The organism is Mycobacterium florentinum (assembly GCF_010730355.1).
Classification (GTDB): domain Bacteria; phylum Actinomycetota; class Actinomycetes; order Mycobacteriales; family Mycobacteriaceae; genus Mycobacterium; species Mycobacterium florentinum.
Genome location: NZ_AP022576.1, coordinates 2958968 through 2982966, shown reverse-complemented (window position 1 = coordinate 2982966; position 23999 = coordinate 2958968). Strand labels below are relative to the sequence as shown.

28 protein-coding genes and 1 riboswitch are annotated in these 23999 nt (G+C 67.5%); of the genes, 12 read left to right on the top strand and 16 right to left on the bottom strand.

Annotated elements, in window-relative coordinates; all coding sequences use genetic code 11:
- Positions 1-57 precede the first annotated feature (57 nt).
- On the top strand, positions 58-336 hold the full coding sequence (locus G6N55_RS14125) for a hypothetical protein (RefSeq protein WP_139826870.1): 279 nt from the start codon (positions 58-60) through the stop codon (positions 334-336).
- Positions 337-341: 5 nt separating this feature from the next.
- Here the strand turns inward: G6N55_RS14125 and G6N55_RS14120 are convergent, their stop codons facing one another.
- The 3 genes from G6N55_RS14120 to thiC all read right to left on the bottom strand — a co-directional run bounded on the left by G6N55_RS14120 (position 342) and on the right by thiC (position 3447).
- Positions 342-962, bottom strand: a complete 621-nt coding sequence (locus tag G6N55_RS14120; protein ID WP_085222697.1) for an alpha/beta hydrolase family protein — start codon at positions 960-962, stop codon at positions 342-344.
- Entirely contained in the window at positions 959-1813 is an 855-nt protein-coding gene (gene thiD / locus G6N55_RS14115) for a bifunctional hydroxymethylpyrimidine kinase/phosphomethylpyrimidine kinase (RefSeq protein WP_085222698.1), read from the bottom strand. Before thiD ends, G6N55_RS14120 begins: the two co-directional genes overlap by 4 nt.
- Positions 1810-3447 (bottom strand): phosphomethylpyrimidine synthase ThiC, encoded by a 1638-nt coding sequence (gene thiC, locus G6N55_RS14110; RefSeq protein ID WP_085222699.1) that lies wholly within the window; start codon positions 3445-3447, stop codon positions 1810-1812. Before thiC ends, thiD begins: the two co-directional genes overlap by 4 nt.
- Positions 3439-3549, bottom strand: a riboswitch (TPP riboswitch). (Overlaps the previous gene by 9 nt.)
- A gap of 133 nt (positions 3550-3682) precedes the next feature.
- Between thiC and G6N55_RS14105 the strand changes: the two genes are divergently transcribed.
- Complete coding sequence (locus G6N55_RS14105; protein WP_085223024.1) at positions 3683-4405, top strand: PAS and ANTAR domain-containing protein; 723 nt, start codon at positions 3683-3685, stop codon at positions 4403-4405.
- Here the strand turns inward: G6N55_RS14105 and G6N55_RS14100 are convergent.
- On the bottom strand, positions 4402-4677 hold the full coding sequence (locus G6N55_RS14100) for a hypothetical protein (protein WP_139826871.1): 276 nt from the start codon (positions 4675-4677) through the stop codon (positions 4402-4404). The genes G6N55_RS14105 and G6N55_RS14100 overlap by 4 nt on opposite strands.
- 63 nt (positions 4678-4740) lie before the next feature.
- On the opposite strand from G6N55_RS14100, the gene G6N55_RS30130 reads away from it, so the two are divergent.
- Positions 4741-4995 carry an Rv1535 domain-containing protein gene (locus G6N55_RS30130; RefSeq protein WP_085222701.1) on the top strand — a complete coding sequence of 85 codons (255 nt, stop codon included), beginning with the start codon at positions 4741-4743 and terminating at the stop codon, positions 4993-4995.
- A gap of 12 nt (positions 4996-5007) precedes the next feature.
- On the opposite strand, the gene G6N55_RS14095 is transcribed toward G6N55_RS30130, so the two are convergent.
- The 4 genes from G6N55_RS14095 to G6N55_RS14080 form a co-directional block, all read right to left on the bottom strand.
- Positions 5008-5445 carry a hypothetical protein gene (locus G6N55_RS14095; protein ID WP_085223025.1) on the bottom strand — a complete coding sequence of 146 codons (438 nt, stop codon included), beginning with the start codon at positions 5443-5445 and terminating at the stop codon, positions 5008-5010.
- A 172-nt stretch (positions 5446-5617) separates the two neighbouring features.
- Positions 5618-6502 carry an exodeoxyribonuclease III gene (locus tag G6N55_RS14090; protein WP_085222702.1) on the bottom strand — a complete coding sequence of 295 codons (885 nt, stop codon included), beginning with the start codon at positions 6500-6502 and terminating at the stop codon, positions 5618-5620.
- A 2-nt stretch (positions 6503-6504) separates the two neighbouring features.
- Positions 6505-7257 carry a GNAT family N-acetyltransferase, cg3035/Rv0428c family gene (locus G6N55_RS14085; RefSeq protein ID WP_085222703.1) on the bottom strand — a complete coding sequence of 251 codons (753 nt, stop codon included), beginning with the start codon at positions 7255-7257 and terminating at the stop codon, positions 6505-6507.
- Complete coding sequence (locus G6N55_RS14080; RefSeq protein ID WP_085222704.1) at positions 7257-7850, bottom strand: peptide deformylase; 594 nt, start codon at positions 7848-7850, stop codon at positions 7257-7259. Before G6N55_RS14080 ends, G6N55_RS14085 begins: the two co-directional genes overlap by 1 nt.
- Before the next feature lie 176 nt (positions 7851-8026).
- Here G6N55_RS14080 and G6N55_RS14075 point away from each other — a divergent pair, with 176 nt between their 5' ends.
- From G6N55_RS14075 to G6N55_RS14040, 8 genes are read left to right on the top strand one after another with little or no spacing between them, the layout of a single operon-like run.
- The gene (locus G6N55_RS14075) at positions 8027-8335 is read left to right on the top strand and encodes a DUF3263 domain-containing protein (RefSeq protein WP_003873790.1); all 309 of its coding nucleotides are present in this window, start codon (positions 8027-8029) and stop codon (positions 8333-8335) included.
- Between the two features lie 19 nt (positions 8336-8354).
- Positions 8355-8837 carry a LytR C-terminal domain-containing protein gene (locus G6N55_RS14070; RefSeq protein WP_085222705.1) on the top strand — a complete coding sequence of 161 codons (483 nt, stop codon included), beginning with the start codon at positions 8355-8357 and terminating at the stop codon, positions 8835-8837.
- Between the two features lie 32 nt (positions 8838-8869).
- A complete protein-coding gene (sodC, locus tag G6N55_RS14065; RefSeq protein WP_085222706.1) occupies positions 8870-9571 on the top strand; it encodes a superoxide dismutase[Cu-Zn] in 702 nt (233 codons plus the stop codon).
- Positions 9552-10703: a glutamate--cysteine ligase gene (locus G6N55_RS14060; RefSeq protein ID WP_085222707.1), complete on the top strand. Its 1152-nt coding sequence runs from the start codon at positions 9552-9554 to the stop codon at positions 10701-10703. Before sodC ends, G6N55_RS14060 begins: the two co-directional genes overlap by 20 nt.
- A complete protein-coding gene (locus tag G6N55_RS14055; protein ID WP_085222708.1) occupies positions 10703-11326 on the top strand; it encodes an LON peptidase substrate-binding domain-containing protein in 624 nt (207 codons plus the stop codon). The genes G6N55_RS14060 and G6N55_RS14055 overlap by 1 nt, the downstream gene beginning before the upstream one ends.
- A gap of 47 nt (positions 11327-11373) precedes the next feature.
- A complete protein-coding gene (locus tag G6N55_RS14050) occupies positions 11374-12396 on the top strand; it encodes a TIGR03617 family F420-dependent LLM class oxidoreductase (protein ID WP_085222709.1) in 1023 nt (340 codons plus the stop codon).
- A complete protein-coding gene (locus G6N55_RS14045; RefSeq protein WP_085222710.1) occupies positions 12393-13211 on the top strand; it encodes an enoyl-CoA hydratase-related protein in 819 nt (272 codons plus the stop codon). The genes G6N55_RS14050 and G6N55_RS14045 overlap by 4 nt, the downstream gene beginning before the upstream one ends.
- The gene (locus G6N55_RS14040; RefSeq protein WP_163667335.1) at positions 13208-14053 is read left to right on the top strand and encodes an SMP-30/gluconolactonase/LRE family protein; all 846 of its coding nucleotides are present in this window, start codon (positions 13208-13210) and stop codon (positions 14051-14053) included. The genes G6N55_RS14045 and G6N55_RS14040 overlap by 4 nt, the downstream gene beginning before the upstream one ends.
- On the opposite strand, the gene G6N55_RS14035 is transcribed toward G6N55_RS14040, so the two are convergent.
- The 5 genes from G6N55_RS14035 to G6N55_RS14015 form a co-directional block, all read right to left on the bottom strand.
- Positions 14043-14615, bottom strand: a complete 573-nt coding sequence (locus tag G6N55_RS14035) for a TetR/AcrR family transcriptional regulator (RefSeq protein WP_085222712.1) — start codon at positions 14613-14615, stop codon at positions 14043-14045. The genes G6N55_RS14040 and G6N55_RS14035 overlap by 11 nt on opposite strands.
- On the bottom strand, positions 14612-15544 hold the full coding sequence (locus G6N55_RS14030) for an SDR family NAD(P)-dependent oxidoreductase (RefSeq protein ID WP_085222713.1): 933 nt from the start codon (positions 15542-15544) through the stop codon (positions 14612-14614). The genes G6N55_RS14035 and G6N55_RS14030 overlap by 4 nt, the downstream gene beginning before the upstream one ends.
- Positions 15541-16998 carry an acyl-CoA reductase gene (locus G6N55_RS14025; protein WP_085222714.1) on the bottom strand — a complete coding sequence of 486 codons (1458 nt, stop codon included), beginning with the start codon at positions 16996-16998 and terminating at the stop codon, positions 15541-15543. The genes G6N55_RS14030 and G6N55_RS14025 overlap by 4 nt, the downstream gene beginning before the upstream one ends.
- Complete coding sequence (locus G6N55_RS14020; protein WP_085222715.1) at positions 16995-18425, bottom strand: long-chain-fatty-acid--protein ligase; 1431 nt, start codon at positions 18423-18425, stop codon at positions 16995-16997. Before G6N55_RS14020 ends, G6N55_RS14025 begins: the two co-directional genes overlap by 4 nt.
- 286 nt (positions 18426-18711) lie before the next feature.
- Positions 18712-19530 carry a DUF2867 domain-containing protein gene (locus G6N55_RS14015; protein ID WP_085222716.1) on the bottom strand — a complete coding sequence of 273 codons (819 nt, stop codon included), beginning with the start codon at positions 19528-19530 and terminating at the stop codon, positions 18712-18714.
- A 21-nt stretch (positions 19531-19551) separates the two neighbouring features.
- On the opposite strand from G6N55_RS14015, the gene G6N55_RS14010 reads away from it, so the two are divergent.
- Positions 19552-20160: a TetR/AcrR family transcriptional regulator gene (locus G6N55_RS14010; protein ID WP_085222717.1), complete on the top strand. Its 609-nt coding sequence runs from the start codon at positions 19552-19554 to the stop codon at positions 20158-20160.
- Here the strand turns inward: G6N55_RS14010 and G6N55_RS14005 are convergent.
- From G6N55_RS14005 to G6N55_RS13995, 3 genes are read right to left on the bottom strand one after another with little or no spacing between them, the layout of a single operon-like run.
- Positions 20134-22311, bottom strand: coding sequence for an AAA family ATPase (locus tag G6N55_RS14005; protein ID WP_085222718.1), 2178 nt, complete (start codon positions 22309-22311; stop codon positions 20134-20136). The two genes, G6N55_RS14010 and G6N55_RS14005, sit on opposite strands and share 27 nt — an antisense overlap.
- Positions 22308-23201 carry a CDP-diacylglycerol--serine O-phosphatidyltransferase gene (gene pssA, locus G6N55_RS14000; RefSeq protein ID WP_085222719.1) on the bottom strand — a complete coding sequence of 298 codons (894 nt, stop codon included), beginning with the start codon at positions 23199-23201 and terminating at the stop codon, positions 22308-22310. Before pssA ends, G6N55_RS14005 begins: the two co-directional genes overlap by 4 nt.
- The gene (locus G6N55_RS13995; RefSeq protein WP_264001554.1) at positions 23198-23929 is read right to left on the bottom strand and encodes a phosphatidylserine decarboxylase; all 732 of its coding nucleotides are present in this window, start codon (positions 23927-23929) and stop codon (positions 23198-23200) included. The genes pssA and G6N55_RS13995 overlap by 4 nt, the downstream gene beginning before the upstream one ends.
- Positions 23930-23999: the final 70 nt, after the last annotated feature.

Here is a 23999-nt window from a genome sequence, read left to right as displayed (position 1 = left end):
CGCAGTTTGGCGATCACCGACTCCTCCGTTCTGGATGTCTGACCTATCGTTGCGCATATGGCAGCGTTGGCGGCAGGAATGGCCCGCATTCGGCGCGGGCTCTCGCGTCCGGTTTCGGTCCAGGCGGTCATCGAGTTGGCCTTGTGGCTCGCCCTGCCCTACCTCCTGATCGGCTTCTGCTGGGCCATCGTCCATCCCGACCGGGTTCGCGACCTGCAAGTGGAATGGTCGAAGGTGACCCCGATCGGTGCGGACCTCGCCGGATTCGGTGAAGCCGCCGCACTGTGGCCCGCGGTTCTGCTGCTTCCGGCCACCTGCACCCTGCCGGGGCAGTAACGCGCTCAGCCCAACAGGCGCAGCGCCGCGTCGACGGCGAGCGCGGGCACGTCGAGCGTCTTCGAGCCCAAGTCGTGTCGGGCGCCGGTGATTTCAACGACCTCGGTCGGGGCCGCGATCAGCGCCGCGGCATCGCGAACCTCGGCCGGCGTGCCGAACGGGTCGGACGTTCCGTGGGTGAACACGGTCGGCACCCGGATGGCGGGCAGGTGCTCGGTGCGCGGTCGTTCCGGCTTTCCGGGCGGATGGACCGGGTAGGAAAACAGCGTCAGGACGTCGACCTGGGGTGGGTCCGATTCGGCGACCACCATCGACGTCTGCCGGCCGCCGTAGGAATGTCCACCCGCGATGAGCGGGCCGTCGGCAAGGCTGCGGCACAACACGATTGCCTCGTCGATTCCGGCGCGGTCGGTGGCCGCCGAGCCCGATGGTGGCCCCTTGGGCCGGCGCCGGCGGTAGGGCAGGTTGTACCGAATCGCCAGCCAGCCACGCCGCGCCCACTCGTCGCAAATCCGTTGCAGCAGCCCGGATTCGCGGTTTCCTCCGGCACCGTGGGTGAGCATAACGACCCCTTGTGGATCACCCTTGGGTTGGTGCGCGATGCCCGCTATCGCCTCGAGATTCATGACAACCGGAACAGCGGGGAGACCGGGCCGTGGCCGCGGCCGAGTGGGTAAGCGGCGCGCAGGCATTCGGTGACCCAGCCCTTACCGAACTCGACAGCCGCGGGCACGGTGAACCCGTTTGCCAGCGCGCAGGCGATCGAGGCCGCCAGGGTGTCGCCGCCACCGTGGTCGTTGCCGGTCGCGATCCGCGGCGTGTCGAATTCGCGGAAATCCGCGCCGTCATAAAGGAGGTCGCAACTGCGCTGCGAGGAGCGCAGGTGACCGCCTTTGACCAGCACCCACTGCGGACCCAGCGCGTGCAGGGCCTTGGCCGCCGCGTGCTGCGACTCGCCGTCCACCACGTCGATTCCGACCAGCAGTCGCACCTCGTCGAGATTCGGCGTCACCAGCGTGGCCAACGGAAACAGTTGAGTGCGAAGCGAATCCAGGGCCGCCGGTGCCATCAGCGCATCACCGTGCATGGACGCCGCCACCGGGTCGACAACGAGCGGAACGGTCAACCCGAGCCGGCGCCAGGTGGAGGCGACGGTGTCGATGATGCGCGGCGACGCCAACATCCCGGTCTTGGCGGCCTGGATGCCGATGTCGGTGACCACCGCTTCGACCTGGCCGGCGACCACGTCGTCGGGAATCTCGTGAAAGCTCTTGACTCCCAAGGTGTTCTGCACGGTCACCGCGGTAACAGCGACGCACGCATGCACGCCCAGCAGCGCGATGGTGCGCATATCGGCCTCGATGCCCGCGCCGCCGCCGGAGTCCGATCCCGCAATGGACAACACCCGCAGCGGCGTCGCGCCCGGCGCCGGCAGCGGCAGGTAACCGCCCGGCTCCGCCGCGCTTGCGGTCGTCACTGCGTGGTAAGTGGGAGATACACCCGGTTGCCGTGCTCGGCGAACTCGCGGGACTTCTCCTCCATGCCGGCGGCGAGCATGGCTTCGATGTCCTCTTCGGTCTCCAGGCCGTGCTTGGCGGCGTAGTCGCGGACATCCTGCGTGATGCGCATCGAGCAGAACTTCGGCCCGCACATCGAGCAGAAGTGCGCGGCCTTGGCGGGCGCCGCGGGCAGCGTCTCGTCGTGGTACTCCCGCGCGGTGTCGGGATCCAGCGACAGCGCGAACTGGTCGTTCCACCGGAACTCGAATCGCGCCTGGCTCAGCGCGTTGTCGCGATCCTGGGCGTGCGGATGACCCTTCGCCAGGTCGCCCGCGTGGGCGGCGATCTTGTAGGCGATCACCCCGTCCTTGACGTCCTTGCGGTCCGGCAGGCCGAGGTGCTCCTTGGGCGTCACATAGCACAGCATCGCGGTGCCGGCCTGGGCGATGATGGCTGCGCCGATCGCCGAGGTGATGTGGTCGTAGGCCGGCGCGATGTCGGTGGCCAGCGGCCCCAGCGTGTAGAACGGGGCCTCCTCGCACAGCTCCTCTTCCAGCCGCACGTTCTCGACGATCTTGTGCATCGGGACGTGCCCGGGGCCCTCGATCATCACCTGCACGCCATGGGCTTTCGCGATCTTGGTCAGCTCGCCCAGGGTGCGCAGCTCGGCGAACTGCGCCGCGTCGTTGGCGTCGGCGATCGAGCCGGGCCGCAGTCCGTCGCCCAGCGAGAAGGTGACGTCGTATTGGGCGAAGATGTCGCAGAGCTCTTCAAAGTTGGTGTACAGGAACGACTCCTGATGATGCGCCAGGCACCAGGCCGCCATGATCGACCCGCCGCGCGACACGATGCCGGTGACCCGCTTGGCGGTCAGTGGCACATACCGCAGCAGCACGCCGGCGTGCACCGTCATGTAGTCCACACCCTGCTCGCATTGCTCGATCACGGTGTCGCGGTAGAGCTCCCAGGTCAGTTCGGTCGGGTCGCCGTTGGTCTTTTCCAGCGCCTGGTAGATCGGCACGGTGCCGACCGGCACCGGTGAGTTGCGCAGGATCCACTCGCGGGTCTCGTGGATGTTCTTGCCCGTGGACAGGTCCATGATGGTGTCCGCGCCCCAGCGGGTCGCCCACACCATCTTGTCGACCTCCTCGGCGATCGACGACGTCACCGCCGAGTTGCCGATGTTCGCGTTGACCTTGGTCGCGAACGTCTTGCCGATGATCATCGGCTCGATCTCGGGGTGGTTGTGGTTGGCCGGGATCACCGCGCGTCCGCGGGCGACCTCGTCGCGCACCAGCTCGGCGGGCATGCCCTCGCGGACGGCGATGAACGCCATCTCGGCGGTGATCTCGCCGGCGCGGGCGCGCTGCAGCTGAGTACCGCGGTCGCGGATCACGCCGGGTCGTGGCGGCAGCCCGGCGGTCAGGTCGATCACGGCGTCCGGGTCGGTGTACGGCCCGGAGGTGTCGTACAGGTCGAAGTGCTCTCCGTTGGACAGGTTCACCCGGCGCAACGGCACTCGCGCCCCGGAAACCTCGGGGAGCTCCCGGTAGGCCTTGGTGCTGCCCCAGATCGGCCCGGTGGTGACGGATGGCTCGACGATTGCGGTCATTTTTCAGCTCCCTACGCCGGCATTACCCGGTCAGGTTCGTACGGTCGACGGCCCCAAGCCGTCCTCTCAGCACACTCGGCGTGCGCTCCCGCGGTTGTTTACTTTTCGGTGGCTAAAACGCCCGCACGCGACGTTACCCCCACCGCGGACCATCCGCGCCGCACGGGCGCGCAGAAGTGCTCCAGATTGCGCGGACTGCTCGACGGTGAATTCCCCGAAATGCGATGATGACCAGGTGCAGCAGCCCAGGCAAACGGGCGCCACATTCACCGCGACGCGGAATCAGCCGACGAGCGGAACCGGGGGCGCCGCGCATACCTATCTGAACGTCGGCAGCTTCCGGTTCTGGTTCGACGGCGAGCGCTGGGAATGGTCCGACGAGGTCGCCCGGATGCACGGCTACGAGCCCGGGACGGTGGCCCCGACGACGAAACTGATGTTGTCCCACAAGCATCCCGACGACCGGGAGCACGTCCGGGATCTACTCCACCACACGCTGCACTCCGGGGAGTCCTTCTCCCGTCGTCACCGGTTTGTCGACACGTCCGGCGGCGTGCACGAGGCGATCGTGGTGGCCGATCGCATCGTGGACGACAAGTCGGGTGCGGTACGGGGGACGTCCGGCTATTACATCGACCTGACCGGCACATTCGACGAGGCCCGTCACGAAAGCCGTCAGGAAGTGCTCGACGAGGCGCTGCCCGATCTATTCGAAAACCGCGCCGCCATCGAGCAGGCCAAGGGCGTAATGATGGCCGTCTACCGGGTCAGCCCCGACCAGGCGTTTCGGGCGCTGCAGTGGCGCTCGCAGGAGACCAACATCAAGTTGCGCACGCTGGCCAAGCAACTGATCCACGAGGTCGGCAATCTGCCCCCGGTGTCAACGGCCGTGCGGAGCCAGTTCGACCATCTGTTGCTGACGATCCACGAGCACATTCCGCCTGATAACGGCCGCTAGACCTCTTCCATCGCTTCGCCGATCTCTTCCAGCAGCCGGTTGTGGTGATTGCTGGCCAGCAGGTGTCCGGCGGCGATCACCAAGGCGACCGGCCAGTCGATCAGTTCCAGGGCGGCCAGCGCGGCCAGGCCGCCGTAATAGGCCAGCTGTTCGGGCCGCGGAATCTCGGTCTGCCCGACCACCGGCAGCCTCACGGCGAAGGTTTCGCCTTGGCGAATTTTCTCCACCGCATCGCGTTGAGATGTTGCACGGCGAGTTTTCTTTTCCGCCATCATTTGCCTTTCAGTAACGAGGGGTTTCCCAACTCGCCGGGTGACTTGGTCACCGTCGGACTTATGTCGACGACCGATTCCCTGGCCGATCCGATATTTTCATCTGTTGCTTCGGTGCTGCGGGTGCCGTTACTCGAACTCTATGCGCTTCTCTGGCGCGTCGGGATCGTGGAGATCGTCCAGCCCGATCGGACGTATCGCAGGACGCCACGGTTTTCGTCTCGAGTGGTTTCGGGACCTCGGCGGACGCTCTGCCCGGACCCGTCAGCGCACGCCGCCGGGCGGCCCCACGGCCGTCCGCAACGCGCGTCCGCGTAAGTCGGCTTCCTATCAGTTGGTGCTGCGCAACTCGGCGGCACCGGCCCGACGTCCCGCCGTCTTCTTGGCGGGCGTCTTGGCGGCAGATTTACGCGGGGCGGCTTTTGGTGGCGTCGACTCGCTCGGTACCGGCTTGAGGTTGGCTTTGGCCGGCAGCTCGGGCTTGTGGTTCAGCCGGCGCAACACCAGCGCGCCACCGCCGACGGCCAAAAGTATCGGCCACTCGACCAGCCCGGCCACCCCCAGCGCACCGATCGCCAGGGCGGCCGCCGGTGTCGAATGACTACCCGAGCTGATGCCGCGCTTGATGCCCTCCGCCGCCCCGGTGACCCCGCCGACGATTCCACTGATTGCGGCGCCCCCGACAGCGCCCGCGGCGGCGGTGGTCGCATCTGCCGCGCGATTGACCGTTTTCCCCGCGTTACGGACTGCCCCTCCGACGACACCCATGATGACTCCCGGTTCCTCGGTTGCTTTCGTACGCAAACCGCGTAGCAACATGTATACCCGCCGAACGGGACGTCAACAGCAGCCACGAAAATTGTTCACGCATCTAACAGTGGGAAATGCTGCCACGTCGCAAACGCGCAGACAACGCGAAGTGGTCTGGTATTTCGCTGGTCTATTCAGGATTCAGGTCGATCAAAACCGGTGCGTGATCGCTCGGCCCCTTGCCTTTGCGCTCGTCCCGGACGATCTGCGCATCGGCCACCCGGCCGGCCAGCGCGGGTGAGGCGAGGATGAAATCGATGCGCATGCCTTGCTTCTTCGGAAAGCGGAGCTGGGTGTAATCCCAGTAGGTGTAGACACCGGGACCCGGTGTGAAAGGCCTAACGACGTCAGTGAATTGCGCATCGACAATGGCATTGAACGCCTGACGCTCCGGCTCCGAGACGTGCGTAGCGCCGGCAAAGAATTCTATGCTCCACACGTCGTCGTCGGTCGGTGCGATATTCCAGTCGCCGACCATCGCGATCTGCGCAGTGGGATCGTCGTGCAGCCAGTCGGCGGCCGTATTACGCAGGGCGGCAAGCCATTCCAGCTTGTAGGTGTAGTGCGGATCGGCCAGGGTGCGGCCGTTGGGAACGTACAGGCTCCACACCCGCACACCGCCGCAGGTGGCGCCCAGGGCGCGGGCTTCCGTGGCCGCCGCCACCTCCGGCTTGCTGCTCCAGGTGGGCTGGCCGTCGAATCCGATCTGTACATCGTCCAGGCCCACGCGAGAGGCGATCGCCACGCCATTCCATTGGTTGAAGCCGACGTGGGCGACCTCGTAGCCGAGTTCCACGAACGGCAGCGCGGGGAACTGGCTGTCGGAGCACTTTGTCTCCTGCATGGCGAGCACGTCGACTTCGGCGCGGGCGAGCCAGTCCACGACGCGGTCCAGGCGAGTGCGGATCGAGTTGACATTCCAGGTCGCTATTCGGACGCGCGGCGAAGCCGGGTGCACGGGGGTACCTCCCGCTTGCGGGGGAGGGTCGCCGCCATCAACTGTGCCGTCGGGCATGGCTAGACGGTATCCCAGGCGCTCGACCGGACTTCGAAGTAGCGACGGCGGTGGTGCAGCCGGAAGCCCAGACTCTCGGCCAGGCTGGCGGTGCCGGTGTCGTGCTCGGCGACGACAAGGTAGGCGCGGGTGGCGCCGCGGCGTGCACCGCCGGCCAGCAGCTCTTCGCGCGGCGCCGAAAGTCCCACCCACCGAGTGCCGTCGGGGGCATTGGTCACGGCTGCATCCGTGACCGCCGGGTCGATTTCTGCGGCCGTGTAGTCAGCCATGTCACGCACCAGCACGCGCTCGGTGTGATCGGCGACCGCGGTGCGCGGCGGGGTCAGCAGGCGTTCCGGGATGGCCAGCACCGGGGTCAGCGCACGCTGGTCGTACCAGGCGACGATCGCCGGCACCGAGCCGAGCCGGGCGGAAATATCTAGTGGCACTGCCGAATTGGTGGCAACGCCGCCGTCGTCGGCGGCCCGCAGCAGCCAGCCGTTCAGCCAGGCCTGCTCGGTGCCGGGCCGGGCCGTCGCGGCGGCATGCTCGAGGGCGCGGATCTGCGACGTGCGCACCGGTGCGTCGGTCAGTACCCGCAGCGCCACCACGTCGGCGGCGGCGAATTCGGCGACCGCGCCCGTCTTCGTCTGCACCCGCACCATCGGATCCACCGCCAGCAGGTGTCCGACCGCGTCCGTGAGCGGCGGGACCGATCCGGGCCGGCGCCGGTACCGAACCGTCACCCGGGTTCCGAGATCCGGCCACGAGACCATCAGTGACCGAAGGGATCCGGTCCCTCGCCGGGCATCCAGGACAGCCCGGGTACGCCCCAGCCGTTCGATTTGACGGTCCGCTTGGCGGCGCGGGCATGCCGGCCGATCAGGCGGTCCAGGTAGAGGAATCCGTCCAGGTGCCCGGTCTCGTGTTGCAGCATCCGGGCGAACAGTCCGGTGCCCTCGATCGTGATCGGTTTGCCGTCGGCGTCCAGCCCGGTGACCCGTGCCCATTTCGCGCGTCCGGTGGGAAACGACTCGCCGGGGACCGAGAGGCACCCCTCGTCGTCGTCGGTCGGGTCCGGCATGGTCTCGGGTATCTCGGAGGTTTCCAGGACCGGATTGATGATCACGCCGCGGCGGCGCTCGGTCATCCCGCGCTCGTCGGCGCAGTCGTAGACGAACAGCCGCAGCCCGTGTCCGATCTGATTGGCGGCCAGCCCGACGCCGTGCGCGGCGTCCATCGTGTCGTACATGTCGGAGATCAGTCCGGCGAGGTCTGCCGGTAGCGAACCGTCGGCGTCGACGGGCACCGGCGCGGTCGGGTTGTGCAATACCGGATCACCCACAATACGGATGGGTACGACTGCCATGGTCGGCTAGCTTAAAGGGCCGCGAAGTAAGCAATGTAGGCAATCCGCCGACTCGCGGGTCTGGATGAGGGCTTGAGGGTTCGCGGCGTGATTCAATATTCGCCGAAACATGCCCCGGTGTAAGTCAAGTCAGTAGAGCTACAGAGAATTCGGCGGAAGGGTCCAGGGGAAGCGATATGGACAGCGCCATGGCGCGGGCAAATCGATCGGGGGACGATGCTGAAATCGCCGACGGGCTGACCCGACGCGAACACGACATCCTGGCCTTCGAGCGTCAGTGGTGGAAATTCGCCGGTGTCAAGGAAGACGCGATCAAAGAGCTGTTCTCGATGTCGGCCACGCGGTACTACCAAGTGCTCAACGCGCTCGTGGATCGGCCAGAAGCGCTGGCCGCCGATCCGATGCTGGTGAAGCGGTTGCGACGGCTGCGGGCCAGCCGTCAGAAAGCGCGTGCAGCGCGGCGCCTCGGCTTCGAGGTGACCTGACTAGCTACAGTAGGGCTCGATGAAAGAGCGTGTTCCCGATTCCACGGGGCTCCCACTGCGGGCCATGGTGATGGTGCTGTTGTTTCTCGGGGTCATCTTTTTGCTGCTCGGGTGGCAGGCGCTGAGTTCTTCGGGGAAGTCCGACGACGACTCGGCCTCGACGGCCTCGAATGCGATCAGCTCCAGCAGCTCGTCCGCATCGACCTCGGCCAGCCCGAAGCCCGCGGCCACCGACGCCGAGGTCCACGTGTTCAACATCTCCGGCAAAGAAGGTGTCGCCGGACGCGCCGCGGACCAACTCAAGGCCGGCGGTTTCAAGGTCGTCGACGTCGGGAACCTGTCGTTACCCGAAGTGACGGTCACGACCGTGTACTTCACCGACGCCGACGGCGAGCACGCCACGGCGGACGCGGTCGGCAAAAACCTCGGAGCGCCGGTCGAGACGCGCATTCCCGCGCTCAGTGGTGAACCGCCCGGCGTAATCGTCTTGGTCGCGGGCTGACTCAGGGTCGTGAGCCGGGTTAGGCTCTCGCTATGCCTACGCTTGCCGGTCACCGCAATGCCGTCGCCATCATCTCCGCACTGTCTGCCGCCACGAGTGTCGCTTTGCTGAGTGGGTGTTCCTCGCCCCAGCACGCATCGTCGGTCCCGGGTACCACGCCGGCCGTCTGGACGGGATCACCCGCGCCGTCCGCCGGAAAGACGGAGGGTGAGGGCAAGCAAAGCATCACCACCCATCTGCGGGCGCCCGACGGCACCCAGGTCGCGACCGCGACGTTCGAATTCAGCAACGGCTATGCCACCATCACGATCGCGACGACCGGCGTCGGCGCCATCACACCCGGCTTCCATGGCGTGCACATCCACAAAGTCGGCAAGTGCGAGGCCAATTCGGTTGCCCCCACCGGCGGCGCTCCCGGTGACTTCAACTCCGCGGGCGGCCACTACCAGGCGCCCGGCCACTCGAACGAGCCCGCCAGCGGCGACCTCACCTCGCTGGAGGTTCGCAAAGACGGTGCCGGGATGTTGGTGACAACCACGGACGCCTTCACTATGGAAGACCTGCTGAGCGGTGAAAAGACCGCGATCATGATCCATGCCGGAGCCGACAATTTCGGCAACATCCCGCCGGAGCGCTACAGCCAGACCAATGGGACGCCGGGGCCGGATGCGATGACGATGAGCACTGGTGACGCCGGCAAGCGAGTGGCGTGCGGTGTCATTGGTGCCGGTTAACAGACCCTCGAGAAAGGGCGATGCGCACATCGATTTCGCCCGGTCGCCGCGGCCGACGCTCGGTGTGGAGTGGGAGTTCGCGCTCGTTGACGCGCAGACCCGCGACCTGAGCAACGAGGCCACCTCCGTCATCGCCGAGATTGGCGAAAACCCGCGCGTGCACAAGGAATTGCTGCGCAATACCGTCGAGGTGGTCAGCGGCATCTGCGAGTGCACCGGGCAGGCGATCGAGGATCTGCGCGAAACCTTGGGCCCCGCACGCCAAATCGTCCGGGCCCGCGGCATGGAGCTGTTCTGTGCCGGCGCGCACCCGTTCGCGCAGTGGAGTAGCCAGAAGCTCACCGATGCGCCGCGCTACGCCGAGCTCATCAAGCGCACCCAATGGTGGGGGCGGCAGATGCTGATCTGGGGTGTGCACGTGCACGTCGGGATCTCCTCGGCGCACAAGGTGATGCCGATCATGACCTCACTGCTGCGCTACTACCCGCACCTGCTGGCGCTGTCGGCGTCTTCACCATGGTGGAGCGGGGTGGACACCGGATACGCCAGCAACCGGGCCATGATGTTCCAGCAGCTGCCCACCGCCGGGCTGCCGTTCCAGTTTCAGACCTGGCCGGAATTCGAGGGGTTCGTCTACGACCAGAAGAAGACCGGCATCATCGACCATGTCGACGAAGTCCGTTGGGATATCAGGCCTTCGCCCCATCTGGGCACGCTCGAGGTGCGGGTCTGCGACGGCGTGTCCAACCTGCGTGAACTGAGCGCGCTGATCGCGCTGACGCATTGCCTGGTGGTCGACTTGGATCGCAGGCTGGACGCCGACGAGTCGTTGCCGACGATGCCGCCGTGGCACAACCAGGAGAACAAGTGGCGCGCGGCGCGCTACGGCCTGGACGCGGTGATCATCCAGGACGCCGACAGCAACGAGCGCCTGGTCACCGACGACCTCGTCGATGTGCTCACCCGGCTGGAGCCGGTCGCCAAGTCGCTGCACTGCAGCGACGAACTCGCGTCGGTGGAGGAGATCTGGCAACACGGCGCTTCCTATCAGCGGCAGCGGCGGGTGGCCGAGGAGCACGACGGCGATCTGCGCGCGGTCGTCGACGCGTTGGTGGGCGAGCTGGAGATCTGATGGAGCTGGCGATGTTTCCGCTGGAGTCGGCGTTTCTGCCGAACCAGGATCTGCCGCTGCGCATCTTCGAGCCTCGCTACGTCGCATTGGTGCGGCATTGCGTCGACACCGGAGAACCCTTCGGCGTGGTGCTGATCGCGCGCGGGCGTGAGGTCGGTGGCGGCGACTCGCGCTGCGACGTCGGTGTGCTGTGCGCGATCGACGAATGCGTCGAACAGGGCGCGGACCGGTACTGCCTGCGCTGCCGGACCGGCGAGCGGATTCGGGTACGCGAGTGGCTGCCCGACGATCCCTACCCGCGGGCGTCGGTGTCGCCGTGGCCCGACGAGGCCGGGGACACGGTCACCCCGGCGCAGCTGGTCGACGTCGAGGACCGGATGATGGCCCTGTTCGAGCGGATCGCGCAAGCGCGCGACGCCGAGCTGCCGGAGCGCGAGGTGCTGCTGGGCCCGGCCGAAACTGACCCCGGGCAGCGGCTGTACACGTTGGCCACGCGGATCCCGATCGGCGCGGCCGACCGCTATGCCGTGCTGTCGGCGCCCTCGGCGGCCGACCGGCTCGCGGCACTGGGCGAAGCGGTCGATGCGATCGCCGAGATGGTGGAGTTCCAGTTGTCGGAGTAGGGGTGTGCTTTCCTATAGGGAAACTGATTGCGCGACTGGACGGTTGAGTGAAAGTACATCTGCAAGTCAACGGATCGCCGACCGAGGCGTCGGCAAGTGCGGCCGAGATCGCCGAGGCCGGCGCGGACGGCCTGTTCACCTTCGAGGGCCCGCACGACGTGTTCTTCCCGCTGATCGTCGCGGCCAACGAGACCAGCCTGGACGTGATGACCAACGTCGCGATCGCCGCGCCCCGCAGTCCGATACACATGGCGCACGCTGCCTACGATCTGCAGGTCTTCAGCGGCGGCAGATTTCGGCTCGGGCTGGGCTCGCAGATCAAGGTTCACATCGAAAAGCGCTACGGCAGCACGTGGGATCGGCCGGCGGCGCGGATGGCCGAAACGATCGCGGCGATCAAGGCGATATTCGCGGCGTGGGAAGGCCAGTCCCCCCTGAACTTTCGCGGTGAGTTCTTCACCCACACCCTGATGACGCCCAACTTCAACCCGGGCCCCAACCCGTTCGGGCCGCCCCCTGTGTTGATGGGGGCACTCGGCCCGATCATGACGCGCACGGCGGCCGAAGTCGCCGACGGCCTGCTGGTCATGCCGTTCAACAGCACCCGCCACTTCGCCGAGCGCACCATCCCCGCGATCAACGAGGGACTGCGCCGTTCGGATCGAAAGGCCGGCGACTTTCCGGTGATCGCCCAGGCCATGGTCGCGGTGGGCAGCAACGAGACGGACCTGGCCGCCGCCGTCAACGGCGTCTCCTCGTTGATCGCGTTCTACGGCTCGACCCCGGCCTACCTGCCGGTGCTCGAGGTCGAGGGCTCCGCGGAGCTGCAGCCGGAACTCAACGCGCTGTCCAAGCAGGCCCGCTTCGCCGAGATGCGCGCCCTGATCACCGACGACATGGTGGCGCGGATCGGGATCGTCGGAACTCCGCAGCAGTGTGCCCAGCAGATCGCCGAGCGGTTCGGCGATCGCGTCGACGAAGTGTGTTGCTACTTCCCTGGCTACACGCCACCGAGCGCGGACCTCGCCGCACTGATCGACGCCCTGCACCGGACCCCCGCCCGACGATGAGCGCCGATCTGGTGGTCGAGGTCGACGCGGGCGTGGCGGTGCTCACGCTCAATCGGCCCGAGCACCTCAACGCCTACACGGCGGAGATGGGCGCGTTGTTGAGCCGGGCCTACCGGGAGTGCGACGAGGACGACGACGTCCGGGCCATCGTCGTCACCGGGGCGGGCCGGGCGTTCTGCGCCGGAGCCGACTTCTCCGGTGGTGCAACACCGTTCGACAGCCCGCGAGACGATGCGGCCTTCTCCGCATCGCCGATCGACCCGGCGGCGTTCGAATTGCGCAAACCGGTGATCGCCGCCGTCAACGGCCACGCCATCGGAATCGGGCTGACCATCGCGCTGCAGGCCGATATTCGCATCCTCGCCGAGGACGCCAAATATGGTGTGGTGCAGGTGCGCCGGGGAGTGATACCCGATTGCATGGCGCACTGGACGCTGGCGCATCTGACCAATCTCGCGGTGGCTGCCGAGGTGCTGCTGACCGGGCGGACGTTCGACGGGCCGGAGGCCGTGGCGTTCGGCATCGCGAATCGGTCGTTGCCCGCCGTACAGGTGCTCGACGCCGCGCTGGAGCTGGCCCGCGACATCGCGGTCAATGTTTCCCCGATGTCGGCGGCATTGAGCAAACGGCTGTTGTGGGACACCGCGATTCACGGCTACACGCCGCGCCAGGTCGCCTCGCTGGAAACGCAGTTGCACCACCGCGTGATGGGCACCCCCGACGCGAGTGAAGGCGTCGCCGCGTTCGTCGACCGGCGGCCCCCGCGATACACTTCGCGGGCGTCCCATGACTGGAAAGCCCTGCCGGAGCCGTGAGTACCCGCATCGACGTCATCGCGGACGGGCTCGGCTTCACCGAGGGCCCGGTGTGGCTGCCGGACGGCCGGGTGGCGCTGACGTCGATCAGCCATGGCCGGGTGTACATCGCGGACCCGGCGGGCGCGCCGGTGCAAAGCATCGAGACCGGCGGTGGGCCCAACGGCCTGACGGTTGGCGGCGACGGCACCCTGTATGTCGCCCAGAACGGCGGCGCCTGGGGCGCAAGCGGTTCCGCGGAACCCGGCGTCCAGGTCATCACGGGCTCGCGGATCGACTATCTGGTGGAGGGTCTGGGCGCCCCCAACGATCTGATGTTCGGGCCCGACGGGCGGCTATGGATCACCGACACCCGCGCCGAATTCGACATCAGCGATCCCGATGCCGGCCCGCCCGGGCATGTGTATGCGACCGATGTCGCCTCGGGCGCGACCCAGCGCATCATCGACGATGGTCCGGTGTTCATCAACGGCCTGGGCTTCTCCCGCGACAACACCAGATTGCTTGTCACGGCGACAATTTCGTCGCGGCTACTGTCGTATTCGCTCCCGACTTCCGGGCCGCCCGAGTTGTTGCACACGTTCGTCAACGGCTGGCCCGACGGGATGGCCGTCAGCGCCCGCGGCGACTACTGGGTCGCGCTGACCGGCGCGGACCGCGTCGACGTCGTCGACGAGGCGGGCGAGTGTGTCGCGGCGATCACGCTGCCGCCCGGTTCGCTACCCACCAATATCTGTATCGGCGGCGAACGGGCCGACGAGCTGTTCGTCACCGCCGCGCAGAGCCAGGCGCTGCTGCGCATCCGGCTCGACGATCTCGAGGCGGCCCGGCTCAGCTCTTGAGTAGGTCGGCCAGCGCGACACCGAGGTTGTGCAGGTTGGTTTCCAGCGAGTAGGTGCGATCGAGCGTCCAATTGACGATGGCGCCCGAGAGTGCACCAACGATGATGTCGGCCAAGGTGTTTGCGTCGTGGCCGGTGCCGACCTCGCCGCGTGCGACGCCTTCCTTGATGAGCTCGCCGAACGTGGCGTGCAGGTTGAACCCGCGTTGTATGCCGTAGCCGGAGGTGGCCAGCATCTCGCCGATCAGCTCGCGGTACGTGTCGCCGGATTTGACCAGCGTCGTGCCGATGTCGTCGAAAACCCCGATCAACCGCGCCGGGATCGGTTGGTCGGCGCGGTCGAAGACGACATCGTGCAGGTTGACCAGCCGCCGCTCGGCCAGCGCGCGGATCATGTCCTGACGGGTCGCGAAGTGGTTGAAGAACGTCCGGTTGGCGACATCGGCGCGTTCGCAGATCTCCTCGATCGTGGTGGCCGCGACCCCCTGCGCCAGAAACAGGTCGAACGCCGCGACGAGGATTTTCTCCCGCATCTCGAGCTTGCGCCGTTCCAGCCTACTCATGCGCTGTCGCAAAGCTTTTCGGACAGGGTCCACCACTCGGCGGCCCGCTGCTCGTCGCGCGCATACGCCGCGCCCGTCTCGCCGACCGTGCAGTCCTCCAGATACAGAGCGCCCCGATCAGCCAGCTCGGGGCTGACCGCGGCCCACACCTGGGTGGCCGCACCCTGTTCGGGAGTGGAGAAGTCAAGTCGGCCGTCGGTCGTTTCGCCGCGCAGCGTGCTGTTGTCCACGACGAGTTTGCGAAGGTCGGAGAAGTCGTCGCGCGACATATACCTGGCCAGCGAGGTGGCAACGGTACCGGGATGCACGGCGTAGGCGCGAATTCCCAACTCGCGCAACCGCCGATCTGCCTCGATGGCGTGCAGGATGTTCGCCGTTTTGGCGGCGCCGTATGCCGCGAATTTGTCGTAGTCGCGGCGCTCCCAGTTCGGATCGTCGAAGTCCACGTCACCCATCACGTGACCCGCCGACGACAGGATCACCACCCGCGCGCCCCCGGCCGCGGCCAGCTGCGGGATCAACAGCCGGGTCAGCTCGAAGTGTCCGAAATGATTTGTCCCGATCTGCAATTCGAACCCGTCCCGGGTCCGGCCGAACGGGGTGAACATCACCCCGGCGTTGTTCATCAACACATGCACCGCCGGCGCGATCTCGCGGATCGCCGCCGCCGCCGCGCGCACGCTGGTCAGTGCGGTCAGGTCGAGTTCGACCGTCGAGGTCGTCGCGCCCGGCACCTCGTCCCGTACCCACCGCGCGGCCTCGTCCAGCGCCTCCGGGTTGCGGGCGGCCAGGATCACGTGGGCGCCCGCGGCGGCCAGCGCGCGTGCCGACTCGCGGCCCAGGCCGGCCGACGCGCCGGTGATCACACACGCCTTGCCGGACAGGTCGATTCCCTCGACGACCTCCAGCGCGGTCCGACGTTCGCTCATTGCCGGGCCAGCTGCCAAAGCGGAACGACCGTGGTGGGGTCGCATTCTTCGTCGACGATCCACTTGCACATCCGCCGGATCGGCTCGATGGCGTCCTGGGGCATCGCGATCGCGACACTGCACGCGTAGCCGAGGCTGGTCAGCCGCTGGGCGCCGAACAGCGGCAGCGTGTTTCGCAGCTGTCGCTTGAGCGACTCGGGATAGATGCCGATGGTCTGAGTGTAGGCGTTGACGGCAGCGGTCACCTTGTCGATGCTATCGACCGGCACGATGTTGGCGACGCGGCCCGACAGCATCGGCGAATAGTCGACGGGCTCGTCGAATTGGGAGACGACGATCGCGCCTTCGCGTCGCTCGCCGCCGATGACGCGATAGAAGTCGTCGGTCATGCGGGATGCCTCGAGATGATCCAGCAACTCGCGGTTGGGATAGCGCGGCGGGGTGCTGACGATGTCGGGCAGCGAGACGAGTTCGTGGTAGATCAATTCGCCGAGCCGGTTCGCGTTGGCCAGGCCCTCGGCGTCGGTTCCGCTGAGCACGTAGATGACCCGCGCGTTGGCGCACCCCTCCTGATTGGCCACGCCGATGTCGGTCGCCGCACGCCGCGCCACCTCGCGCAGGGTGTCGTCGTCGGCGAATGCCTCGGCGCCGATGATCGTCGCGCTGCGTTTCGGGTCGAGCGCGATGAGCTCCAAACCCGGTTGGATGTACCGGGTTACGTGTTTGACCGACGCCATCCCGCCCCACGCCACGATTTTTTCGATGTGCTGGGGCTGATAGAGCTTTTCCTCCACTTCGAGATCGCCGCCCTTCCAGTACCCGACCGCCAGGTGCCGGGTGATCGGATGGTCCGGCGCGACATCGGCAAGCGTGCGGGCGATCGCGATCGCGGTGAGCGGATCGTTGGACGGGGCCTTGATGATGACGTCGGATCGGGTGATCACCGACCGCAGGATCGTCACCGCCGACACCAATCCGCCGTTGCCCGCCGGGATGTGCAGCATGCGGGAGCCGAAGGCGCGCACGCGTAGTTCGCGTCCGTCGTGCAACGTGTGCGGGACCCATCCGTTGAGGTAGTCCAGCCCGACCTGGCTGTCGGCGATTTCGGTGACGTTGTCCCGCGAAAACAGCGGCCGTAGCACGAGATAGCTGTTCTTCATCATCTCCGCCGGCAGCACGTTGGCCACCAGCGAGGCTTCGTAGGCTTCCTGCAGATGGGTGTTCGAATCGAAGTCCAGCGCGTCGCCCAAAGCCGCCAGTACTTCCAGGATCTCGTCGAAACTCAGCTCGTAGAGGTCACTCATCGCGCCGGGGCTCTTGAGCGGCAGGCGCTCGACGTACTTGCTCATGTCCGGCGCCTGGAACTGCGCGGCGCCGATACGGGTATCGAACGGTACGAGGTCGTCGGTGATCACCTCTCCCCGCAAGAACAGCGGGACGGTGTAGGCGATCACAGGTCGACGCCCTTCATGAAGTTCACCGCTTCGTTGTGCACCTCATGTGTTGCGGCGCAAGTGATCCGGTCGTCTTCGACACCCTGTTTCTCGCTGTAACGCATGATGTCGCGCTCGAATGCGAGGCTGGCCTGGCCGCAGGGGCATTGCAGGTCCCAGTCGATGGTGACCTCGTCGCCCGAGATGACGCCGCCCCAATGCGCGCGCAGCAGGATGTCGTAGACGGCCGCGCGTCCGGTCTGCACGCCGGTGCGCGGCAGTGGCTCGCTGGTCTCCGGATCGAGTACGAACGGCACGACCCATGGTGCGACGTGGTAACGGCCCTCGCTGCAACCCCAGTGGAAGGTGCTCGACTCGGAGAAGCCGTAGCCGACCTGGATGCGGTCGACACCGAGGAACTCCTGGATAACCTCCATGAAATCATCAGGTAGCACAACGCCTTTCATGCCCCCGCCGGTGAGGATCGCCGAGTCGGGGGCGAACACGTTGCGCACGCCGCGGTCCAGGCCTGCCCTGGCGATGTCGTACATCTGGCCGAAGGCACTGGTCATGAAGACCCGTTTGCCGCGCAGCTGTTCGGTCAGGCGGGTGAAAAACGCCTCGGTGTCCTGGGCCTGGCGCGCCTGCATCGCGATGAATTCGTCCTTGCGGGCGGCCAGCGCCGGGTCGATCTCCAGCCGGTCCAGCTCGCCGCGCGACGCCGCGGCGCGCATCTTGGAGGCCAGAAACATCAGGTCGGTGTCGACCGCGCCCGGGTAGAGCGCATGAAACCGGCTCTCGTCGCCACCGGTGAAGCCGCGTTTGATCATGTTGGCAATGCGCAGGTGGCCGAGCTTGCCGCTGGCGAAGTTCGGCCACACCACGTCCACGACCGGGTTGAGTTCGGCGTCGGTGGGTTCGTGGCCGAAGGTCTGAAACAGGCAGATCTTCCACAGCGTCATGCCCTGCTCGGCGCCGCGTTTGTCCTTGGGCAGGATCGAGATGGTGCCGGTGGTGCCGCTGGAGGTGATCACCTCCAGCGGAGTCTGCGCATCGAGCCGGTCGATCCAGTCGTCAATCCCGTTGCAGCCGTTGGTATCCACGCCCGAAAGGTCGTAGCTGGTGAGCTTGTCCAGCCACTTGGTCATCAGGTCGAAGCGCTTCTTGTCGACCAGTGCGGCCGGGTACGACTTGAACGTGGTGTGCGAGAACAGCAGCGGCACCACATCATTGAATTGATTGAGTTCCTTGATGCCGAGCCGGTCGGCCAGTTTGCGCAGCATCTCGATGCGCTCGTAGTGCTCGCGAAACCGGATACCCATGGCCTCGCGTTGCAGCTCTTCGAGCTCGTCGCGACCGATGCTGTGCATCCGGGTGTAGGACTGGCCGAAGAAGCCGATCGGGTCGTTCATGAACTCGGTCACCGGCCGCGCTGCCGTAGTCGTCATCGGGTCATAGTAGGCATCTGGTGCAGTAGAACGCAAGAATGCAGTTTACTGCAAGATATGGCCGCCGCTCGTGGACGGGGTCTGGCGCAATTTCGCGAACAACCCTCCCGGGCGTGCGGGGCGCACTATCCCGGGTGACGGTCGTGTCGCGATCATGTTGGCCTCGCGGGGCGGTCGGTCATCCGAGTCCTCCTCGAGGCCGCCGCAACGTATTGAGCGGCAACCTCATCAGGATGATGTCTGCGATGTGGTTACGCGCCAGCGCGCGAAAACGTTCAGGTCGAACTCATGTCGCCACTGTCCGTCGTTGGCCGGGATGGGCGGCGCGCGCCATCAGCCGCGGTGCCACGACCCGATGCAGCGGGCCGATCACGGCCCAGACCACGCAGGCGGCTCTGCGGTGATAGTGCACGCGCGTGGTGAGCGTGGCGCGCCGACCGTCCTGGCGTCGCAGCGTCAGCTCGCCGCGCATCAGCGGCCCGCTCGTCGTCAGCACGAGCTCGTCGGGATCCGAATGCACGATCGGCCAGCCGATCAGGTGATCGGGCGAGGGATGCGGGCCCAGCTGGAATCGCAAGACGCGACGATGGATCCAGAGCACCGCGCCTCCGCCCCGTTCACTGCCGAGCGCGTCGCGAAACATCTGCTCGGCGGTGCGCACATCGCCGGGCCCGATTCCGACTTCGAAGACGTCGGTGTAGTCGGACGCGGTCTGGCCGGTCTCGGCCTGTGCGGTGAGTGCCGCGGCCGCAATGTGTTTCAGCGTCCGGCGGGTGACCACCCGGTGGGCGCCGGTGCCGATGACCAGGGCGCGATAGATCTTTCCGTGCACGCCCGGGAAGGCCGCCCAGGTGGTCGCGCGCACCCGGGTTCGGCCGGCGGCGTCGGTGTCCAACTCGAACACCCACCGGTAGACCGCGAACAGGTGGCGGCCCTTGAGCGCGAGACGTTCGGGCTCGCGTGCTTCGTCGAGCACGAAACCGATTGGCACGGTGGCCGGGTCGTGCGGGTCGCGACACATCACCCGCAGCAGTGCCGACCACGTTTCTGCGCGATTCGCGTCGACTGTTATGGCATGCTCATCGATATAGGGTAACCGTTCCATATAGAAGGAATGTACTAGATCATGGCACCTCCGCGGAAGCATGAAACCGATGTGATCCTCGACGCAGCCCGAGCGCTGGTGCTCGAGGGCGGACCGCGCGCGGCCAGTGTCGCGGCGATCGCGAAATCCAGCGGCGCGCCGGCCGGCACGCTGTATCACCGCTTCGGCAACCGCGACGGCATTCTGGCGGCGGCGTGGCTGCGCGCACTGGAGCGTTTCCAGTCCCGGGCGATGGCGGCCTCAGAAGCCGACGCGGCGGCTACGCCGGCCGACACCGCGGTCGCGATGGCCGTTGCCTCGATCAGCTTCGCGCGTGAGCTTCCCGAGGATGCCCGGCTGCTGTTGACCATCCGTCCGGCCGATCTGCTCGACGAGGAGCCCGACGCGAAATTTCAGGAGACCGTCGCCGCGATGAACGCGCCGCTGACCGAAAGGGTCGGGGTGCTGGCCCGAAAGCTATATGGCCGCAAGGATTCCCGATCCGTCGATGCCGTCGCCCGCGCGATCGTCGACCTGCCCTATGCCGTCGTGCGCCGCCACGCCCGCGACGAGCCGATGCCGTCCTGGCTGGAGGCCGATGTGGCGGTGTCGGTGCGTGCGGTGCTAGACGGCTTTGGCGAACGCGCGTAGCGACTCCACCTGAACGGGGTCCAGCGAGGGCCGCACGGTTTTGCGGGCCGCTTCCAGGTCGGCGCCGGTCACATCGGCGGCGTCGATGGAGCGCCGCATCGCGGTAAGCGCGGCCTCGCGCAGCAGGGCGACGCAGTCCGCGGCGCTGTAGCCGTCGAGTTCGGCGGCGATGTCGTCGAGATTGACATCGGCGCTTAGCGGAATGGATTTGGCTGCGGTCCGCAGTATTTCGCGGCGGGCGGCCGCGTCGGGCGGCTCGACGAACACCAGCCGCTCCAGGCGCCCCGGGCGCAGCAGCGCCGGATCGATCAGATCGGGCCGGTTAGTGGCGCCCAGCACCACGACGTCGCGCAGCGGGTCGATGCCGTCGAGTTCGGTGAGCAGCGCGGCCACTACCCGATCGGTGACGCCCGAGTCGAAGCTCTGCCCACGCCGCGGTGCCAGCGCGTCTATCTCGTCGAGGAACATCAGCGAGGGCGCGGAATCCCTTGCCCGCCGGAATAATTCGCGGACCGCTTTCTCGGAGGCGCCCACCCATTTGTCCATCAGCTCGGAACCTTTGACCGCATGCACGCTCAGCTGCCCGGTGCTCGCCAGCGCCCGCACCACAAAGGTCTTGCCGCAGCCGGGCGGCCCGAAGAGCAGCACTCCGCGGGGTGGATCGACACCGAGGCGCGCGAAGGTGTCGGGATGCTGCAGCGGCCACAGCACCGCTTCGGTCAGCGCCTGCTTGGCTTCGACCATGTCGCCGACGTCGTCGAGCGTCACGTTGCCGACGGTCAGCTCCTCGCTGGCCGAGCGGGACAGCGGCCGGATGACCGACAGCGCGCCGACGAGATCGTCCTGGTTCAGCTTCGGTGGCTGGCCGTCGGCGCTGGCCCGCGATGCCGCTCGCAGCGCCGCCTCCCGCACCAGTGCGGCCAGATCGGCGGCAACGAAACCCGGTGTACGGACGGCGATTTCATCCAGGTTCAGCTCGCCGGTGGGCACCGACTTCAATATCGTCTCCAGCAGCGCCTTGCGGGTCGCGCCGTCGGGCAGCGGCAAGCCGAGCTCGCGGTCGCACAGCTCGGGGGAGCGCAGCCGCGGGTCGAGCTGGTCGGGGAGCGCGGACGTGGCGATCAACGCCACGCCGTCGGTGGCCACCGCGGTGCGTAGCTCGGCGAGGATCAGGGCGGCCACCGGCTCGGCGGTCGCCGGCAGCAGCGCGTCGGCGTCGGTGATCAGCAGTACGCCGCCGCCGTCGCGAATCGCGGTCACCGCGGCAGCCACAGTCTTGAGCCGGTCTTCGGCCGCCAGTGCGCCCACCTCCGGGCCGTCGAGTTGGACCAGCCGGCGGCCCGCACACACCGCGCGCACCATCGTCGTCTTGCCGACACCGGCCGGACCCGAGACCAGCACGCCCAAATTCGTGGTGGCGCCCAGGGTTTGAAGCAGGTGTGGTTCGTCGAGGGCCAGCTTGAGCCATTCGCTGAGCTTGCCGGCCTGCACCTGGGAACCCTTGAGATCGTCGACATGGATGGCGGGATCGGCGACGGCCACCGGTTGCGGCCGAGGTGCTCTGGTGCCCACCGGAACCCCGTCGCCCCAGGAGACCAGCGAGTTCGGCTGCACGCTCACCGGTCCGTCGGGATCCACGCCGGTGACCGTGAGCAGCTCCGAGGTCCAGCTGATCCCGACCGACGATGCCAGCGCCCGGCTGGCCGCCGATGTCGAGGTGCCCGGGCCGAGATCGCGGGGCAGCAGCGACACCGCATCGCCTACCGTCATCACCTTGCCGAGCAGCGCCTGACGCAGGGTGGCCGAGGTGATCGATTGGATGGCCAGCGACGAGCCGTTCAGCGTCACCGACCGCGCGCCGTACACCGTGACCGCGCTGACGACAACCGTGCTGCCCTCGCGCAGCCCCGCGTTGGACAGCGTGACGTCGTCGAGCAGCACCGTGGTCACCGGGATGGCTGCCTCTGCGAGTCCCGCTACCGCCGCGGTGGTTCGCGATCCCGTCAGCGAAACGGCGTCCCACTCCCGGATACCAAGGGCGGCAACGGCATTGGGGTGCATCCTGATGACGCCGCGGCGCGAGTCGACGGCTGAGGTGTTCAGCCGGGCGGTCAGCGTCAGCTGTCCGGACCCCGCGCCGGGATCCGTCATGGCAATCGTCCACCCGGCTTACGCAGCCCCAGCCGCGCCACCGAGCGCCCGCCCGTGCGCCCCAGCCGGACAATCGGCCGGCGGTTGGGCTGGGCGCGACGGTTGGCGCGCCGCACCGCGCGCCGTTGCTCGCGATTTTCGTCCCACACCTCAGGGTGTGCGGCCAGCCAGCGCTGGTTACGCACCGCGAAGGGGACGTGACACAGGTAAGCGATGATGATGACCCAGATTAGGACGTACGGGGCCAACACCGCCGCCGCAGCGCAGATCGCGAGGATGGCCAGCAGCGGCGCCGCCCAGTTCGGAGGCACCGCCGCCGCGTGCATCTTGCGCATCGGGATCTTGCTGATCATCAGTATCGACGTCCCGGCGATCCAGAGGCACAGGAACACCGTCGACGACCACCAGCCGTCACCGAACTGCAGCTTGAGCCCGATCAGGCCGATCATCGAGATCGCACCGGCCGGCGCCGGCATCCCGACGAAGAACTCGTGCGCGTAGGCGGGCCGGGACCCGTCGTCCTGCAGCGCGTTGAACCGCGCGAGCCGCAGCACGACGCATACCGCGTACAGCAGCACCGCGATCCAGCCGGCCGGCGACGTCGACAGCAGCGTCACGTAGAGCACGATCGCCGGGGTCACGCCGAAGTTCACCGCGTCGGCGAGCGAGTCGATCTCCTCACCCATCCGCGACTGCGCGTCCAGGATGCGGGCCACCCGGCCGTCCAGCCCGTCGAGAATCGCCGCCGCGGCGATCAGCGCCATCGCCGCCTTCGGCTGATGCTCGAGGGCGAACTTGATCGAGGTCAGCCCCGCACAGATGGACAGCACCGTCATCGCACTGGGCAGGATCTGCAGGTTGACCGCCCGGCCCCGAATCCTGTTGGTCATCGCAGCTCGGCCAATACCGTCTCGCCGGCCACCGCGCGCTGCCCGACCGCCACGATCGGCCGGGCGCCGGGCGGCAGGTAGGTGTCCAGCCGGGAGCCGAACCGGATCAGGCCGTAGGTGTCACCGATCGACAGCTTGTCCCCGACGTGCGCGTTGCACACGATGCGGCGCGCGACCAGCCCGGCGATCTGCACCGCGACCACCTCGGCGCCGAGCTCGGTGCGGATTCGCACGCTGGTGCGCTCGTTCTCGTCGCTCGCCGGGGGCAGGTCGGCCGACGCGAAGCGGCCGGGCCGGTGCTGCACGGCGATCACTTCACCGCCGACCGGGGCGCGCTGCACGTGGGCGTCCAGGATCGACAGGAAGATGCTGACCCGCGGCAGCGGCGCGTCGCCCATGCTCAGTTCCGCGGGCGGGGCCGCGGAGTCGACCAGGCAGACCACGCCGTCGGCGGGGGCCACCACGACACCGGGCCGGGTGGGCGGCACCCGCGGCGGGTGCCGGAAGAACCCCGCGCAGGCACCGGCGGCCAGCAGGCCGACCCGGCGCGGCCACCGGTGGTTGCGTCCGACCAGGGCCAGCGCCAAGCCGGCGGAGATGAACGGCAGCCCCGCGGGATGCACCGGCGGAACGGTCTCGCGCACCAACTCGAGCATGTGCCGTGCGCTGACCGTCGGGCCCTGATGGGACAGGTCTTCCTCAGCGGAATGGCGGGGGCGTCGTGCCACCCGCGTCATCTTACGGAGCCCCGGTGGCGTGCTGCTTCGTCCGGGCCAGCAACCGGGGGTGTCGAACTAT